Origin of the sequence: Sphingomonas glacialis, assembly GCF_006439055.1 — a bacterium.
Lineage (GTDB): Bacteria > Pseudomonadota > Alphaproteobacteria > Sphingomonadales > Sphingomonadaceae > Sphingomonas > Sphingomonas glacialis_A.
In genome coordinates, this window is record NZ_RCZC01000002.1 from 670,599 (window position 1) to 684,975 (window position 14,377).

General features: G+C 65.6%; 17 protein-coding genes. 6 read left to right on the forward strand and 11 right to left on the reverse strand.

Annotation, left to right across the window (positions count from 1 at the left end; all coding sequences use genetic code 11):
- Positions 1 to 34: 34 nt before the first annotated feature.
- Positions 35 to 274, reverse strand: a complete 240-nt coding sequence (locus EAH76_RS24085; RefSeq protein WP_140849462.1) for a hypothetical protein — start codon at positions 272 to 274, stop codon at positions 35 to 37.
- Between the two features lie 247 nt (positions 275 to 521).
- On the opposite strand from EAH76_RS24085, the gene EAH76_RS06990 reads away from it, so the two are divergent.
- Positions 522 to 713 carry a hypothetical protein gene (locus EAH76_RS06990; protein WP_241659594.1) on the forward strand — a complete coding sequence of 64 codons (192 nt, stop codon included), beginning with the start codon at positions 522 to 524 and terminating at the stop codon, positions 711 to 713.
- Between the two features lie 49 nt (positions 714 to 762).
- Here the strand turns inward: EAH76_RS06990 and uvrC are convergent, their stop codons facing one another.
- Positions 763 to 2,688: an excinuclease ABC subunit UvrC gene (gene uvrC, locus EAH76_RS06995; protein WP_140849464.1), complete on the reverse strand. Its 1,926-nt coding sequence runs from the start codon at positions 2,686 to 2,688 to the stop codon at positions 763 to 765.
- An 83-nt stretch (positions 2,689 to 2,771) separates the two neighbouring features.
- Here uvrC and EAH76_RS07000 point away from each other — a divergent pair, with 83 nt between their 5' ends.
- A complete protein-coding gene (locus tag EAH76_RS07000; protein ID WP_140849466.1) occupies positions 2,772 to 3,101 on the forward strand; it encodes a hypothetical protein in 330 nt (109 codons plus the stop codon).
- Between the two features lie 41 nt (positions 3,102 to 3,142).
- Here EAH76_RS07000 and EAH76_RS07005 read toward each other — a convergent pair whose 3' ends face one another.
- The 6 genes from EAH76_RS07005 to EAH76_RS07030 form a co-directional block, all read right to left on the reverse strand.
- The gene (locus tag EAH76_RS07005) at positions 3,143 to 3,469 is read right to left on the reverse strand and encodes a hypothetical protein (protein WP_140849468.1); all 327 of its coding nucleotides are present in this window, start codon (positions 3,467 to 3,469) and stop codon (positions 3,143 to 3,145) included.
- A 133-nt stretch (positions 3,470 to 3,602) separates the two neighbouring features.
- Positions 3,603 to 4,157, reverse strand: coding sequence for a hypothetical protein (locus EAH76_RS07010; protein ID WP_140849470.1), 555 nt, complete (start codon positions 4,155 to 4,157; stop codon positions 3,603 to 3,605).
- On the reverse strand, positions 4,150 to 4,644 hold the full coding sequence (locus EAH76_RS07015; protein ID WP_140849472.1) for an ATPase: 495 nt from the start codon (positions 4,642 to 4,644) through the stop codon (positions 4,150 to 4,152). The genes EAH76_RS07010 and EAH76_RS07015 overlap by 8 nt, the downstream gene beginning before the upstream one ends.
- 16 nt (positions 4,645 to 4,660) lie before the next feature.
- The gene (locus EAH76_RS07020) at positions 4,661 to 4,873 is read right to left on the reverse strand and encodes a F0F1 ATP synthase subunit C (RefSeq protein WP_010164404.1); all 213 of its coding nucleotides are present in this window, start codon (positions 4,871 to 4,873) and stop codon (positions 4,661 to 4,663) included.
- Positions 4,874 to 4,932: 59 nt separating this feature from the next.
- Complete coding sequence (locus EAH76_RS07025) at positions 4,933 to 5,715, reverse strand: F0F1 ATP synthase subunit A (protein ID WP_140849474.1); 783 nt, start codon at positions 5,713 to 5,715, stop codon at positions 4,933 to 4,935.
- Positions 5,712 to 5,996, reverse strand: coding sequence for an AtpZ/AtpI family protein (locus EAH76_RS07030; RefSeq protein WP_140849476.1), 285 nt, complete (start codon positions 5,994 to 5,996; stop codon positions 5,712 to 5,714). Before EAH76_RS07030 ends, EAH76_RS07025 begins: the two co-directional genes overlap by 4 nt.
- Positions 5,997 to 6,186: 190 nt before the next feature.
- On the opposite strand from EAH76_RS07030, the gene radC reads away from it, so the two are divergent.
- Positions 6,187 to 6,870 (forward strand): RadC family protein, encoded by a 684-nt coding sequence (gene radC / locus EAH76_RS07035; RefSeq protein ID WP_140849478.1) that lies wholly within the window; start codon positions 6,187 to 6,189, stop codon positions 6,868 to 6,870.
- A gap of 28 nt (positions 6,871 to 6,898) precedes the next feature.
- Here the strand turns inward: radC and EAH76_RS07040 are convergent, their stop codons facing one another.
- A complete protein-coding gene (locus EAH76_RS07040; RefSeq protein WP_140849480.1) occupies positions 6,899 to 7,369 on the reverse strand; it encodes an EF-hand domain-containing protein in 471 nt (156 codons plus the stop codon).
- 166 nt (positions 7,370 to 7,535) lie between these two features.
- On the opposite strand from EAH76_RS07040, the gene purB reads away from it, so the two are divergent.
- Together purB and EAH76_RS07050 are read left to right on the forward strand one after the other, a co-directional pair.
- Entirely contained in the window at positions 7,536 to 8,852 is a 1,317-nt protein-coding gene (purB, locus tag EAH76_RS07045; protein WP_140849482.1) for an adenylosuccinate lyase, read from the forward strand.
- 321 nt (positions 8,853 to 9,173) lie between these two features.
- Entirely contained in the window at positions 9,174 to 10,466 is a 1,293-nt protein-coding gene (locus tag EAH76_RS07050) for a cytochrome P450 (RefSeq protein ID WP_140849484.1), read from the forward strand.
- A 148-nt stretch (positions 10,467 to 10,614) separates the two neighbouring features.
- On the opposite strand, the gene dnaJ is transcribed toward EAH76_RS07050, so the two are convergent.
- Together dnaJ and dnaK are read right to left on the reverse strand one after the other, a co-directional pair.
- Positions 10,615 to 11,730, reverse strand: coding sequence for a molecular chaperone DnaJ (gene dnaJ, locus EAH76_RS07055; protein WP_140849486.1), 1,116 nt, complete (start codon positions 11,728 to 11,730; stop codon positions 10,615 to 10,617).
- Positions 11,731 to 11,869: 139 nt separating this feature from the next.
- The gene (dnaK, locus tag EAH76_RS07060; protein WP_140849488.1) at positions 11,870 to 13,768 is read right to left on the reverse strand and encodes a molecular chaperone DnaK; all 1,899 of its coding nucleotides are present in this window, start codon (positions 13,766 to 13,768) and stop codon (positions 11,870 to 11,872) included.
- Between the two features lie 164 nt (positions 13,769 to 13,932).
- Between dnaK and EAH76_RS07065 the strand changes: the two genes are divergently transcribed.
- Positions 13,933 to 14,373 (forward strand): copper chaperone PCu(A)C, encoded by a 441-nt coding sequence (locus EAH76_RS07065; RefSeq protein WP_140849490.1) that lies wholly within the window; start codon positions 13,933 to 13,935, stop codon positions 14,371 to 14,373.
- Positions 14,374 to 14,377 lie beyond the last annotated feature (4 nt).

A 14,377-nucleotide genomic window follows, 5' to 3' on the forward strand; every position in this document is an offset into this window, starting at 1 on the left:
AGGGCCGAATCGTGCCCTCGGCAAATGGAAGCGGTTACGGCGTGATGTCCGCCGCGGCTGCGCCGACCCGCGCCGTCTCATGCGTATCGACCGGCTTTACCGATGCCTTGGCCAGCGCAGCAGCCGTGCCCGATGCCGGGCGTAGGACGAACCATTGCGGGCGATCGATCGCGATCAGGAATGCCAGCAATGCCAGGCCAAAGCCCAACAGGGACAGCGATGCTTGCGCCGTCGGGCTGATCTTCGAACGCTTGGGGGATTGCGGCGTCTGCATAACGGAACTCCTTCTTTCCAACGCCGCCAAGCTGGGAAATGGCCACATCTCGCGTGTTAGCGGACGATGACATATTATTGCTGCAACGCACCATGAAAGTGAGAGCCAGCAAAGACAAAGGGATAGCGCGCCGCCGTCGCCGCGAAAAAATCCAGCTTTCGCGCCTTGAACTTTCCGATTGACGCCTACGCGGCGACGTTGCAGCTTCATGACAATTAAAAAAAGGTGGAGAGTGATAATGGATCGAATGGGGTCGTTTGCCGTGGTCGCGGCGCTTGTCTTGGTTTCGGCTTTGCACATCATTAGTGCGCCGGCCTATCTGAACATCGTTCCTGCCATGCTGCTTGTCGTCGGTTTCATCCGCCTGGTCAGCCATTCCGAGCCTGCCGAAGCCGTCGCGAGCGACGATCTCTCGCTCGCCCCCACCGCCGAAGCCTGATCCCGAATTCGCAAGGCGGCGGCGCGGTCGATCCGACCGCCCGCCGCCTTCAGCGTGCGTGGAAGAAATCGTAGAGCTGCTGCGCCACTGCGGCACTCACCCCCGGCGCCTTCTGCAGATCCGCCAGGCTCGCCCCCCGCACCGCGCGCGCGGTGCCGAAATGCATCAGCAGCGCTTTCTTGCGCGCCGGGCCGATCCCCGGAACATCGTCGAGCGGTGACGCGCCGATCGCCTTCGAGCGCTTGTCGCGATGCGCGCCGATCACGAAGCGGTGGACCTCGTCGCGCAGGCGCTGGAGGTAGAACAGCACCGGCGCGTTGACCGGCAACTGAAACTCGCGCCCGTCGAGCAGGTGGAACACCTCGCGCCCATCGCGGCCATGCATCGGCCCCTTGGCGACGCCAACCAGGCACACGTCCTCGATCCCCATCTCCTCGAGCACCGCCTTGGCGGCATTGAGCTGGCCGCGCCCGCCGTCGATCAGCACGAGATCGGGCCAGTCTCCGGCATCGCGATCGGGGTCTTCGCTCTGCGCGCGCGCGAAGCGGCGCTGGAACACCTCGCGCATCATGCCGAAATCGTCGCCGGGGATCGTGTCGGGGTTCTTGATGTTGAACTTGCGATACTGGCCCTTGCGGAAGCCCTCGGGGCCCGCGACGACCATCGCGCCGACGGCGTTGGTCCCCTGGATGTGGCTGTTGTCGTACACCTCGATCCGGTCTGGCGGTTCGGCCAGATCGAACAGTTCGGCAACCTCGCGCAGCAGCTTGGCCTGCGTCGTGCTCTCGGCGAGGCGGCGGTCGAGCGCTTCCTCGGCATTGCGCTTGGCCTGGTCGAGCAGCCGCCGCCGCGTGCCACGCTGCGGCATCGACAGCGTCACCTTGAAACCGACCCCGGCCCCAAGCGCCTCGCCGAGCAATTCGCCCTCCTCGAGCTCGCGATCGAGGAAGATCGTCTTCGGCGGCGGCACTTCCTCATAAAATTGCGCGAGGAAGCCGGTGAGGATCTCGTCCTCGGGCACATCGGCGGTGTGCGCCGGGAAGAAGCTGCGATGCCCCCAATTCTGTCCGCCGCGGATGAAGAAGGCCTGGATGCCGATCACGCCGTTCTTGTTGGCCATCGCGAAGATGTCGGCATCGCCCAGCCCCTCGGCGTTGATCGCCTGGCTGCCCTGGATGAAGGTCAGCGCGCGTAACCGGTCGCGCAGGATCGCCGCGAGCTCGAAGTCCATCGCCTGCGCCGCGGCTTCCATCTGGCCGCCGAGCTTGGTCTGCACCTGCGTCGATTTGCCGCCGAGGAACGCCTTGGCGTCGCCAACCAGCTCGGCATAGCCCGCCTCATCGATCCGCCCGACGCACGGCGCCGAGCACCGCTTGATCTGATAGAGCAGGCACGGCCGGTCGCGGTTGCGGAAGAAGCTGTCGGTGCATGAGCGCAGCAGGAACAGCTTCTGCAGCGCGTTGAGCGTATTGTTGACCGAGCCCGCGCTGGCGAACGGCCCGTAATAATTGCCCTTGGCGCGTCGCGCACCACGATGCTTCTGGATCCGCGGGAATTCATGGTCGGCGCGCAACAGGATGAAGGGGAAGCTCTTGTCGTCGCGCAGCAGCACGTTGTACGCCGGGCGATAACGCTTGATCAGCTGCGCCTCGAGCAGCAGCGCCTCGGCCTCGTTATTGGTCGTGACGATCGTCATCGAGCGTGTCTGCGCGACCATCCGCTGGAGCCGCTTCGAAAGACGATCGACCTGCGTGTAATTGGTCACGCGGTTCTTGAGCGCCTTGGCCTTGCCGACATACAGCACGTCGCCGCGCGCATCCTGCATGCGATACACCCCGGGACGGATCGGCAGCGTGGCGAGCACGTTGCGGATCGCGGCGACTCCCGCGGCGAGATCGGGCGTGTCGCCGCCACCGCGGACGGCAAAGGTGGATTTCTCTTCGTTGAAACGATCAGGCGCATTGGGCGAGGACATGCGATTGATCTAGGGAGTCCGCGCGGCGGATGCCACGGTTTTGCGCATCCCCGCGCACGCGCCCGCGATGGAGAAGATCCGCAATGTATGTCTCGATCACCGGCCTGAAGCCGAAAAGCCTGTTCCAGGCCCCGCGCTTCTGGTGGCACGCGATCCGTTCGATGCAGCAGGCGCAGCGCGCACCGGGCAATCTGTCGGTCGAGGCGCGGACGATCGCCGGCACACACCACACGATGTCGCTGTGGGAGGATCGTGCGGCGATGCGCGCCTATCTCGCCGCCGGCGCCCATCTGGGCGCGATGCGCGCGTCACGCAGCATCGGAACCGGCGCGGTGCATGGGTATGAGAGCGATGCGGCGCCCGCTTGGGCCGACCTGCCCGCTTTGCTGCGAGCGCATGGCCGAATCATCTGATGCTGCGGTGGCGGTGCGCGAGCACCGCCACCGTCCGCGCCTTACTTGATCGCTTCGAGGTCGGCCTTGACCTTGGCGAGCGCAGCGTCGGTCAACGCGCCCTGTGACATCGGCTGGACCTGCGCGAGCGACATCGACTTGAACTGGTCGTACATCGGGTGCGCGGTGATGTTCTGGAGGTCGGTGTCGAGCACCGCCTTGCCCTTGGGATCGGCCGCGATCGTCTCGATCGGCGTGTCGAGCGTGAATTTGGCTGTGGAGGCGGTCGTGGTCGTCGGGATCGCGGTTGCGGCGGGCGCAGGCGCGGTCTGGGCAGCGAGCGGCGCCGCGGTCAGAGCGACCAGCACGGGCAGAAGGACAGACTTCATGGGAGAGCCTCTTTCGAAAGCGAAAGCGGCGCGAATCGCCGCTGACCAAGCTCTACCCCGGCCAGTGGCGAAACGAAATGGATTGGATCAAGCGGACCCACGCGGAATTGCTCCGCGTGTCTCCGACGGACGCTTAGTTGAGCCGTCCGAGCCCGGCGATCGTGCGATCGACCAGTGCCTTGTCGGCATCGACGCCATGACGCTCCGCCAGGATGGTCGCTGCGGCGCGCGTCGCGGCATCGGCCGCCAGCGCACGAACTTCGGCAATCGCACCGCGCTCGGCGGCAGCGATCTTGTCCTCGGCCATCGTCTGACGACGCGCGACCAAATCGGCGAGATCAGCCTCGGCCTTGACCAGCATCGCTGCTGCCTCGGCTTGCGCATGCGCGACGATCGCGGCGGCATCGCCGGCGCTCGCCGCATTGCGCGCCTTGGCTTCGGCGAGCTGCGCCTCGGCTTCGGCACGCAGTTGCGAGGCTTCGTCGAGCTGGGTGCGGATCGTCGCGATGCGCGAATCGAGCGCGCCCGCGATCATCTTGGGCACCTTTTTCCAGATCATCAGGCCGATCACGACCAGCATCGACAATGCGACGAAGCCCGGGGCGGTGATGCCGAAGACGGAGGGTTCGTGATGGAGTTCGACCACGCCGGTATGCTCCACGGTCTTGACTGCGCTTGCCTCAGCCATGTGCCAGTTCCGCCTTCACGCGCGTTTCGATCGTCGCACGATCGACCGCCACGCCCGAAAGCTTGGCGACGATCTGCTCGACCGCGTCGGTGGTCGCGGTCTCGATTTCGGCGAGCGCCGCGGTCTTGGAGGATTCGATCCGTCCGGTGGCCGCGTGCAATTGCGCGGCCAGACCTTCGTCGCTCGTCTTGAGTTTGGCCTCGGTGCTGGCGGTTGCCTGCGCCTTGGCTTCGCCGATTGCGATCATCGCCTGCGACCGGGCTGCTTCGAGCCCGGCCTGATAATCGCGCTCGGACGCCAGCGCGGTCGCCCGCGCCGCCTCCGCCGCGGCGAGGTCGCCCGTGATCCGGCCGTTACGATCTTCGATCGTCGCCTCGATCTTGGGGACCATCGCCTTGCCGATCCCGAAATAGATCAGCGCGAAGACGATCGCGAGCCAGAACAGCTGCGACGCGTAGATCTCGCCAATTTGGGATAGCTGCGGCATTGGCTGGTTTCTCTTCTTACTTGACGACGAAGAGGATGAGGATCGCGACAACGAACGCGATCAGGCCGAGCAGCTCCGATGCCGCGAAGCCGATGAACAGGCGACCCTGCTGGCCGTCTGCTGCGCCCGGGTTACGGAGTGCGCCTTCGAGGAACGAGCCGAACACGTTGCCCACGCCGAGCGCGGCGAGACCGACACCGATCGCTGCCAGGCCGGCACCGATGTACATTGCACCAAGATCAGTCATGATAAGCTCCCTAGGAATACGTAGATTGGGTTATGGAAATTCTAGTGCAGATGCACTGCGTCGTGCAGGTACAGCGACGTTAGCAGAGCAAACACATAGGCCTGGATCGCGCACACCAGCAACTCGAGCGCGCTGACGCCGATGATCATGATGAAGCTGAGCACGCCGACCACCGTGCCGAGACCGCCGCCGGCGGTGAAGCCCTGGACGACGAAGCTGCCGAACACTTCGAGCAGGATGTGCCCTGCGGTCATCGCGACGAACAGTCGCAGTGCCAGCGAGAAAGGCCGCACCATGAACGAGACGAACTCGACCGGGATGATCACCGGCATCAGCCACGCCGGCGCGCCGTGCGGCACGAACAGCGTGAAGAACTTGAGGCCATGCTTCCAGAAGCCGACCGCGAGCACGATCGCGAACGAAAGGAAGGCGAGGATCGCGGTCACCGTGATGTGGCTCGTCACCGCGAAGGTGTGGAGCCCCGGCAGGATCGCCAGCGGCATCACGCCGATCAGATTGGCGAACAGGATGAAGTAGAAGAGCGAGAAGATGTACGGCGCGAACTTCTTGCCGCCGCTGCCGATGTTGACCGACACCATATTGTCGATGAAGCTCACCGCGTCCTCGGCGGCAACCTGCCAGCGACCGGGCACGAGCTGGCGCTTGAGGCCACCCGAGATGAAGAGCGCGAGCAGCACGAACACGACGACCATGAACAGCGCCGAGTTCGTGAAGGACACGTCATAGCCGAACAGGTTCAAATGGCGGCCCAGGACGGGCTCCACCATGAACTGTTCCATCGGATCGATTTTGCCGGCGCTCACTCTGCGCGCTCCTTCGAAATCTTCATGATGTTGAGGAACGCCCCGATGATCGCAAGCGTAAGCACGATCAACAGCGCCCAAGGCGACGTGCCGAGCCACTGATCCAGCGCCCAGCCCATGACACCGCCACCAAACAGCGCGCCGAGCAGCAGCGCAAGGACCTTCGATCCCTGGCCATAGCCCTTCGCCTGCGCGACCGGACCGGACCCACGCGACTGGCCAGCCGCCTTTGCCGAAGCAATGCGGGCATCCAGATCGTCGTTGGGGCGATTCTCAGCCAAGCGGCGTGTATCCTGATAAGAAAACGCCGCCGTGCATTGAGCACCGCGACGATGAACGGCGGGGAATTGGAAGCAAGCCCCCGCTTCACGGGCCGTTTAGGAAGCTGTCTTGAGAGTGTCAACTCTTGTGGCCAAAGCGGCCGTGCTGCGCCGTTGCGCGCGGGCGATACGGGGATTATCCCGTACTGTGATGAGCGCGCCCCTCCCCGATCACGCCGGACACCGCGCGCGGCTTCGTCAGCGGCTTATCGAGCAAGGCGGCGACGGGCTGCTCGATTATGAACTCGTCGAATATCTGCTGACGCTGGCGATCCCGCGCCGCGACACCAAGCCGCTCGCCAAGGCGCTGCTGGCCGAATTCGGCGGATTGGGCGGGCTGTTCAGCGCCGACGCCGCCGCGCTGATGCGAATCCCCGGCATGGGCGAGACCAGCGCGGCGGCGATCAAGATCGTCCAGGCCGCGGCGCTGCGCCTGCTTCAGGTCGAGGCGAAGGCGCAGCCGGTGCTGGCGAGCTGGCAGGCGCTGATCGACTATCTCCATGCCGACATGGCGCATCGCGGCACCGAGCGGGTGCGCGTGCTCCATCTCAACACGCGCAACATGCTGATCCGCGACGAGGTGATGAGCGACGGGTCGATCGACGAAGCCGCGGTCTATGTCCGCGAGGTGATCCGGCGCGCCATCGATCTCGGCTCGGCGGCGATCATCCTGGTCCACAACCATCCGAGCGGCGACCCGAGCCCGAGCCGCGCCGACATCGACATCACGCGCAAGGTCGCCGAGGCGGGCCGGCGACTCAACATCGCGCTGCACGACCATATCATCATCGGCGCGAACGGGCATTCGAGCTTGCGGGCGATGGGGCTGCTCTAGCCTTCTCGCGCCGACAATGCGGGCGCGGTCAGCCCTGCTGCGAGAGGAACGCCGTCAATTCGGCCTTGGTCACCGTCTTGCTCTTATCGGCATCGGCCTGCGCGAAGGCTTCGGCGAGATAGGTCTTCATTGCCGGCGAGGCCGCATCGGTCGTCGGGTCGCTCGCCTTCTTGAGCGCGACCATCCAGGCATCGAATTCGGCCACATTCAGAACGCCGTCGCCATCCTTGTCATAGCTCCCGAACTCGGCGTTGATGATGTCGGCCGCTGGCGTGCCGGCAGCTGCAGGCTTGGCGGCAGCCTCGGCCTCGGGCGCGACGATCGATGCCGGGATCGCGGCATCGCGCGCGGCATTGCTCTCCGGCGCCGCCACCGGCCCGGCCCGATCGACCGTCGTCGGCGCGGATTGCGGTGCGGGCGAGGTGGCGGGTGGTGCGTCCTGCGCCAAAGCGGGGCTGGCGAGCGCGATCGCGCTCGCGAGCAGGGCAAATTTCACCATCGGTTTCTCCTATACGAATCGATCGCGTCGTTTCCCCAACGCACCGAACCGCGCGACGCTCCACGCGTGTCCGTTTGAAGGGGCGGCTGGTCCCTGCTAACGCGCGCCTCATCGTCGATCGCGGCGATTCCGTGCTCGCCCGATCTCAGCTTTTCGAGGAATTCCCATGGTCCCCCGCTATTCCCGCCCCGACATGACCGCGATCTGGACGCCGGAGAATCGCTTCCGCATCTGGTTCGAGATCGAAGCGCACGCGACCGACGCGCTCGCCGAGCTCGGCGTCGTGCCGAAGGAAGCCGCCGCAGCGCTGTGGGCGTGGTGGAACACCAACCCGGCGATCGACGTCGCCGCGATCGACGCGATCGAGGCGGTGACCAAGCATGACGTGATCGCCTTCCTCACCTGGGTGGCGGACAATGTCGGCGACCAGGCGCGCTTCATGCACCAGGGGATGACCAGCTCGGACGTGCTCGACACCGCGCTCGCGGTGCAGCTGGCGCAGGCGAGCGACCTGCTGATCGCCGACATCGACGCATTGCTCGTCGTGCTCGAGCGCCGCGCCCGCGAGCACAAGATGACGCCGACGATCGGCCGCAGCCACGGCATCCATGCCGAGCCGGTCACCTTCGGGCTCAAGATGGCGCAGGCGCATGCCGAATTCGCCCGCAACCGCGCGCGGCTGGTGGCGGCGCGCGAGGATGTCGCGACCTGCGCGATCTCGGGCGCGGTCGGAACGTTCGCCAATATCGATCCGGTGGTCGAAGCGCATGTCGCCGAGAAGCTAGGCCTGACCGTCGAGCCCGTCTCGACCCAGGTCATCCCGCGCGATCGCCATGCGATGTTCTTCGCAACGCTCGGCGTGATCGCCTCGTCGATCGAGCGGCTCGCGACCGAAGTGCGCCATCTGCAGCGCACCGAAGTGCTCGAGGCGGAGGAATTCTTCTCGCCCGGCCAGAAGGGCTCGTCGGCAATGCCGCACAAGCGCAACCCGGTGCTGACCGAGAACCTCACCGGCCTCGCCCGCATGGTGCGCGGCTATGTCACCCCTGCACTCGAGAATGTCGCTTTGTGGCACGAGCGCGACATCTCGCACTCCTCGGTCGAGCGGTACATCGGCCCCGACGCGACGATCACGCTCGACTTCGCGCTGCAGCGGCTGACCGGCGTGATGGACAAGCTCGTCGTCTATCCCGCGCGGATGGAGAAGAACCTCAGCAAGATGGGCGGCCTCGTCCATTCGCAGCGCGTCCTGCTCGCGCTCACCCAGGCGGGCGTGAGCCGCGAGGATTCGTATCGCCTCGTCCAGCGCAACGCGATGAAGGTGTGGGATTCGGACGGCGCGCTGTCGCTGATGGAGCTGCTCAAGGCCGATCCGGAAGTCACCGCGGCGTTGTCGGTCGCGGAGATCGAGGACAAGTTCGACCTCGGCTATCACCTGAAACACGTCGACACGATCTTCGCGCGCGTGTTCGGCAACAGCTGATCGACAAATTTGCACAACTCAACGTGCAAATGCTGCACCTGCGAATGCGCGTAATAAAATTGCGCGCATAAGCAACAATCTCCACATGCCTCCTCGCCGGGACAAGCCCGGTATCGGAGACACCTACCATGCGCATCCTTCAAAGCCTTGCCGGCGGCCTTTTTGCCGTTGCGGGCGTCGCGCTGGTGGTCGAGGTTCTCATCCTCTGACCCATCGGCCCACCCGCCCCTTCTTATGACGGGGCGGCCAGGGCTGTGGGGGTTTAGCGTATAGCGTTGCCCAGTTGCGTATTCCGGCGTCATCCCAAGCCGCGAGGACGTTATGGAAGCCTGCATCGCCGCGCCGACCCATGTGCCGATCTTCGAATCCCCGTCCGGAGCGCCATCCGTCATGGCGATGCTCCGCTACGCGATCTCCGACCCCGCACGGGTCATCCCGGCCAGCATCTTCGACGACTGGTCCTATGCCTTGCCCGGACCGCGCTCCCCGATCGTGATCGCCGAGCCCGACGCCGTCCGCCAGGTCCTGCTCGACACCGGCGAGACGTTCGGTCGCAACCGCCCGTTGCAGACGCTGATGCGACGAGCCTGGGGCACGGGGCTCGCCGCGGCCGAAGGCGAATCCTGGGCCGCGCAGCGCCGCGCCGCGGCGCCGGCCTTCAGACCCAAGGCGATCGACGCCGCTACCCCCATCATGGCCGCCGCCGTCAGCAGTGCCGCCGAGCGATGGCCGTGCGGGGACAGCGTCGACCTGCAACCGGTGATCGGCAAGATCGTCGCGAGGATCGTGCTGGAGACGTTGCTGTCGGGTGTCCGGAGCTTCGATACCGACGCCATCGCGGCCGACATCCCGGAGGTAATGCGCGACGTCGCGCGCTTTGGTCTGCTCGAAATCGCCCCCATCCCCGCCGTCTGGCTGGATCGCCTGCGCCGAACCGGACGCAGTAGCGCCGAGATGCGGCTGCGCCACATCGCCCGCGACATTGCGGGGCGCGGCGCGACAGAGGACCATCAGCTTGCCGCCTTGCTGCGCGATAGCGGGCCGCTGGCCGACAACATCTTCGGCTTCATGATCGCAGGGTTCGAAACGAGCGCACTCGGCGCGGCATGGGCCCTGTACCTGCTGGCGCTGCATCCCGAATGGCAAGCGGCGGTCCGGGCCGAGGCGGCAAATGCGCAGGACGAAACGAGCAGGCCGGTCGCCCGCGCTGTGGTGCAGGAGGCGCTGCGGCTCTACCCGCCGGGCCCCCTGCTCGTCCGCGCCGCAACGCGCGATACCGAGCTCCTGGGGCACCGGATCCGCCGGGGACAAGCGGTGATCATCCCGGTTTACGCCATCCATCGCCATCGGCAGCTGTGGGAGCGGCCCGACATTTTCGACCCTGGCCGCTTTCAAGCCGGGCGAACTTACAATCGCGGCGCCTATCTGCCGTTCGGTGCTGGCCCGCGGCTGTGCATCGCCGCGGGGTTCGCGACGGCAGAGATCACGACGATCGTCTCCGGGCTGGTACGCGGCTTGAGCTTCACGCCCACGGACCCCGCACCCGAGGTCAGCCTCAAGGTATCGACGCATTCGCCGACGGGGCTGCACGTCGTCGCGCATCGCGTGACTTAGCGTCCAGCCATGTCCGCGGACGTCGGTTGCATGTGCACGCGCCTTCGTCGCCCCGGCGGAGGCCGGGGCCGCTCGAGTGCCGGGCAAACGGCCAGCCGCGCACTTTACACCCTAGCGGCCCCGGCCTTCGCCGGGTCGACGTGGAGGCTTAGCCCCAGGCGCTCTTCATCTTCTTGAAGAAGCCGCTTGTCTGCGGGCATTCCTTGCCCGTTTCGGTCGCGCGGAATTCCTCGAGGAGTTCGCGCTGGCGGGACGTGAGGCTGGTCGGCGTCTCGACCTCGATCTGGATGACGAGATCGCCACGACCGCGCCCCTGCAGCACCGGCATCCCCGCGCCGCGCTGGCGAAGCTCGCGCCCACTCTGCGTGCCCGCCGGGATCTTGATCTGGTGATCGACGCCGTCGGGCCCCGCGATATGGACTTCGCCGCCAAGCGCGGCGGTGGTGAAGCTGATCGGCGTACGCGCGAACAGCGTCGTGCCATCGCGCTCGAACAGCGGATGCCGCGCCACGTGGAGGAAAATGTAGAGATCGCCCGCCGGCGCCCCGCGCAGGCCCGCCTCGCCCTCGCCGGTCAGACGAACGCGCGTGCCCTCGTCAACGCCGGGCGGAATGTTGACGGTGCGCGTCTTGGTCTTTTCGACGCGGCCCTCGCCATGGCAATTGCCGCAGGGATCGGCGATCGTCTGGCCGGCGCCGTGGCAGGTCGGGCAGGTCCGCTCGACCACGAAGAAGCCCTGCTGCGCGCGGACCTTGCCGTGGCCCTTGCACATCTGGCAGGTCTTGGCCGCGGTGCCCTTGGTCGCGCCCGAGCCGTCGCACACCTCGCAGACGCCCGACACGTCGATCGTGATGTCGCTCGCCTTGCCGTGGAACGCTTCCTCGAGCGTGATTTCCATGTCGTAGCGCAGATCGGCGCCGCGCTGCGGTCCGCGCGAGCCACCGCGCTGGCCGCCCATGAATTCGCCGAAGATGTTCTCGAAAATGTCGGAGAAGCCGCTGAAATCCTGCGCGCCGCCACCGCCGCCGCCCTGCTGCTTGAACGCGGCATGGCCGTAGCGATCGTACGCCGCGCGCTTCTGCGGATCCTTGAGGCAGTCATAGGCCTCGCTGATCGCCTTGAAGCGCTCCTCGGACTCGCCGCAGCCCGGATTCTTGTCAGGGTGATAGCGCATCGCGAGGCGGCGATAGGAGGATTTGAGCGTGCCATCGTCGGCAGTGCGCTCGCATTCCAGCAATTCGTAGAAATCGACTTCGGTGCTCATCTTGCGCCTCTAGGCCCCGTCCCGAAGCGGGAGAGGTTTGGGAGAGGGGAATGATGAGGAGGCCGCGATGCGCTTTTCAGCACGGCACGGCCCCTCTCCCCGACCCTCTCCCCGCCAGCGGGGAGAGGGAGACTTTAGCTTACGCCTTGTGGTCGTCGACTTCGGAGAATTCCGCGTCGACCACGTCTTCCTTGGGCGCATCGGCTTCGGCGGTGGGCGAGGCATCGGCCTGCGCCTGCTTCTCGTAGATCGCCTGGCCGAGCTTCATCGCGACCTGCGCGAGCGCCTCCGACTTGGTCTTCATCGCCTCGGGATCGCCACCTTCGACCGCGGTCTTGGTCTCGGCGATCGCCGCTTCGATCTCGCCCTTGAGCGACGCGTCGACCTTGTCGGCATTGTCGGCAAGCTGACGCTCGGTCGTGTGGATCAGCGATTCGGCGTTGTTCTTCGCCTCGGCCGCTGCACGGCGCTGCTTGTCGTCCTCGGCAAACTGCTCGGCATCGCGCACCATCTGCTCGATGTCGCGATCCGACAGGCCACCCGAGGCCTGGATGCGGATCTGCTGCTCCTTGCCGGTGCCCTTGTCCTTGGCCGACACGTTGACCAGGCCGTTTGCGTCGATGTCGAAGGTGACCTCGATCTGCGGCACGCCACGCGGTGCCGACGGAATGCCGACCAGATCGAACTGGCCGAGCATCTTGTTGTCCGCCGCCATTTCGCGCTCGCCCTGGAAGACGCGGATGGTGACAGCCTGCTGGTTGTCGTCCGCGGTCGAATAGGTCTGCGACTTCTTGGTCGGGATCGTCGTGTTGCGATCGATCATGCGGGTGAACACGCCACCCAGCGTCTCGATGCCTAGCGACAGCGGGGTCACGTCGAGCAGCAGCACGTCCTTCACGTCGCCCTGCAACACGCCGGCCTGGATCGCTGCACCCATCGCGACGACCTCATCGGGGTTGACGCCCGAATGCGGCTCCTTGCCGAAGAAGTCCTTCACGACCTGGCGGACCTTGGGCATGCGCGTCATGCCGCCGACGAGGACGACTTCGCTGATCTCGCTCGCCTGGACGCCGGCGTCCTTCATCGCCTTCTTGCACGGCTCGAGCGTGCGCTGGATGAGATCCTCGACCAGACGCTCGAGATCGGCGCGCGAGATCGCCTTGACCAGATGCTTCGGACCGGTTGCGTCGGCCGTGATGAACGGCAGGTTGACTTCGGTCGTGGCAGCCGACGAGAGCTCGATCTTCGCCTTTTCGGCCGCTTCCTTCAGACGCTGGAGCGCCAGCTTATCCTTGGTGAGGTCGATGCCCTCGGCCTTCTTGAAGTCGTCCGACAGGAAGTTGAGCAGCTTGTTGTCGAAATCTTCGCCGCCGAGGAAGGTGTCGCCGTTGGTCGCCTTCACTTCGAACACGCCGTCGCCGATCTCGAGGATCGAGATGTCGAAGGTGCCGCCGCCGAGGTCATAGACCGCGATCGTCTTGTTGGTGTCCTTGTCGAGGCCGTACGCCAGAGCAGCAGCGGTCGGCTCGTTGATGATGCGAAGCACCTCGAGGCCGGCGATCTGCCCGGCGTCCTTGGTCGCCTGACGCTGCGCGTCGTTGAAGTAGGCCGGAACGGTAATGACCGCCTGCGTGACCGTCTCGCCGAGATAGGCCTCGGCGGTTTCCTTCATCTTCTGCAGCGTGAACGCCGAGATCTGCGAAGGCGAATATTCCTTGCCGCCGGCGCCGACCCAGGCGTCGCCATTGTTGCCGCGCACGATGTGGTACGGGACCAGCTCGGTGTCCTTCTTGGTGATCGGATCGTCGAAACGACGGCCGATCAGACGCTTCACCGCGAAGATCGTGTTCTCAGGGTTGGTCACGGCCTGGCGCTTTGCCGGCTGGCCGACCAGTCGCTCGCCATCCTTGGCGAACGCGACGATCGACGGCGTGGTACGCGCGCCTTCGGCATTCTCGATCACCTTGGGCTTGCCGCCCTCCATCACCGAGACGCAGCTGTTGGTCGTGCCGAGATCGATTCCGATTACTTTTGCCATTGGTCCTCTGGGGCCCCCGTCTGTCAAAAAATTGCCATTCAGCCGCGCCCTTAGGATAAGCAACGCGACACTTCACTCCGGCGATATAGGGGGGCTTTCGCTTGTCGCAAGATTGCTCCGCACGTACAGCGTCACAAGTTGTTCCCGAAGCAGGTGAGTTTCGTATGCGCAGGTCTTGGGTTCTGGTTGCGGCGCTTGCGCTGGGCGCGTGCAGCGATGGCCCGCCCAAGCTTTCGGTCGACAAGGCCTATATCCGGCTCGCCGCGGTGCCGAGCCGACCGGCAGTGGCCTATTTCACGATTCATGGCGGCACCGCCGACACCGCGCTGATCGCGGTGAGCAGCGAGGTCTCGGTCAAGAACGAGCTCCACGAATCGATGCAATCGGGCGGCCTGTCGGCGATGAAGCCGGTGGGCGACGTGCCGATCCGCTCGGGTTCGACCGTGGTGTTCGCGCCGGGCGGCAAGCATCTGATGCTGTTCGACATGAATCCGGGGATCAAGCCGGGTCGCGCCGTCACGCTGACCTTCACCTTCGCTAACAATCAGCGGATCGCCTTCGACGCGCCGACGATCGCCGCGGGAGCGCCCGCGCCGGCGCCGTAAGAGA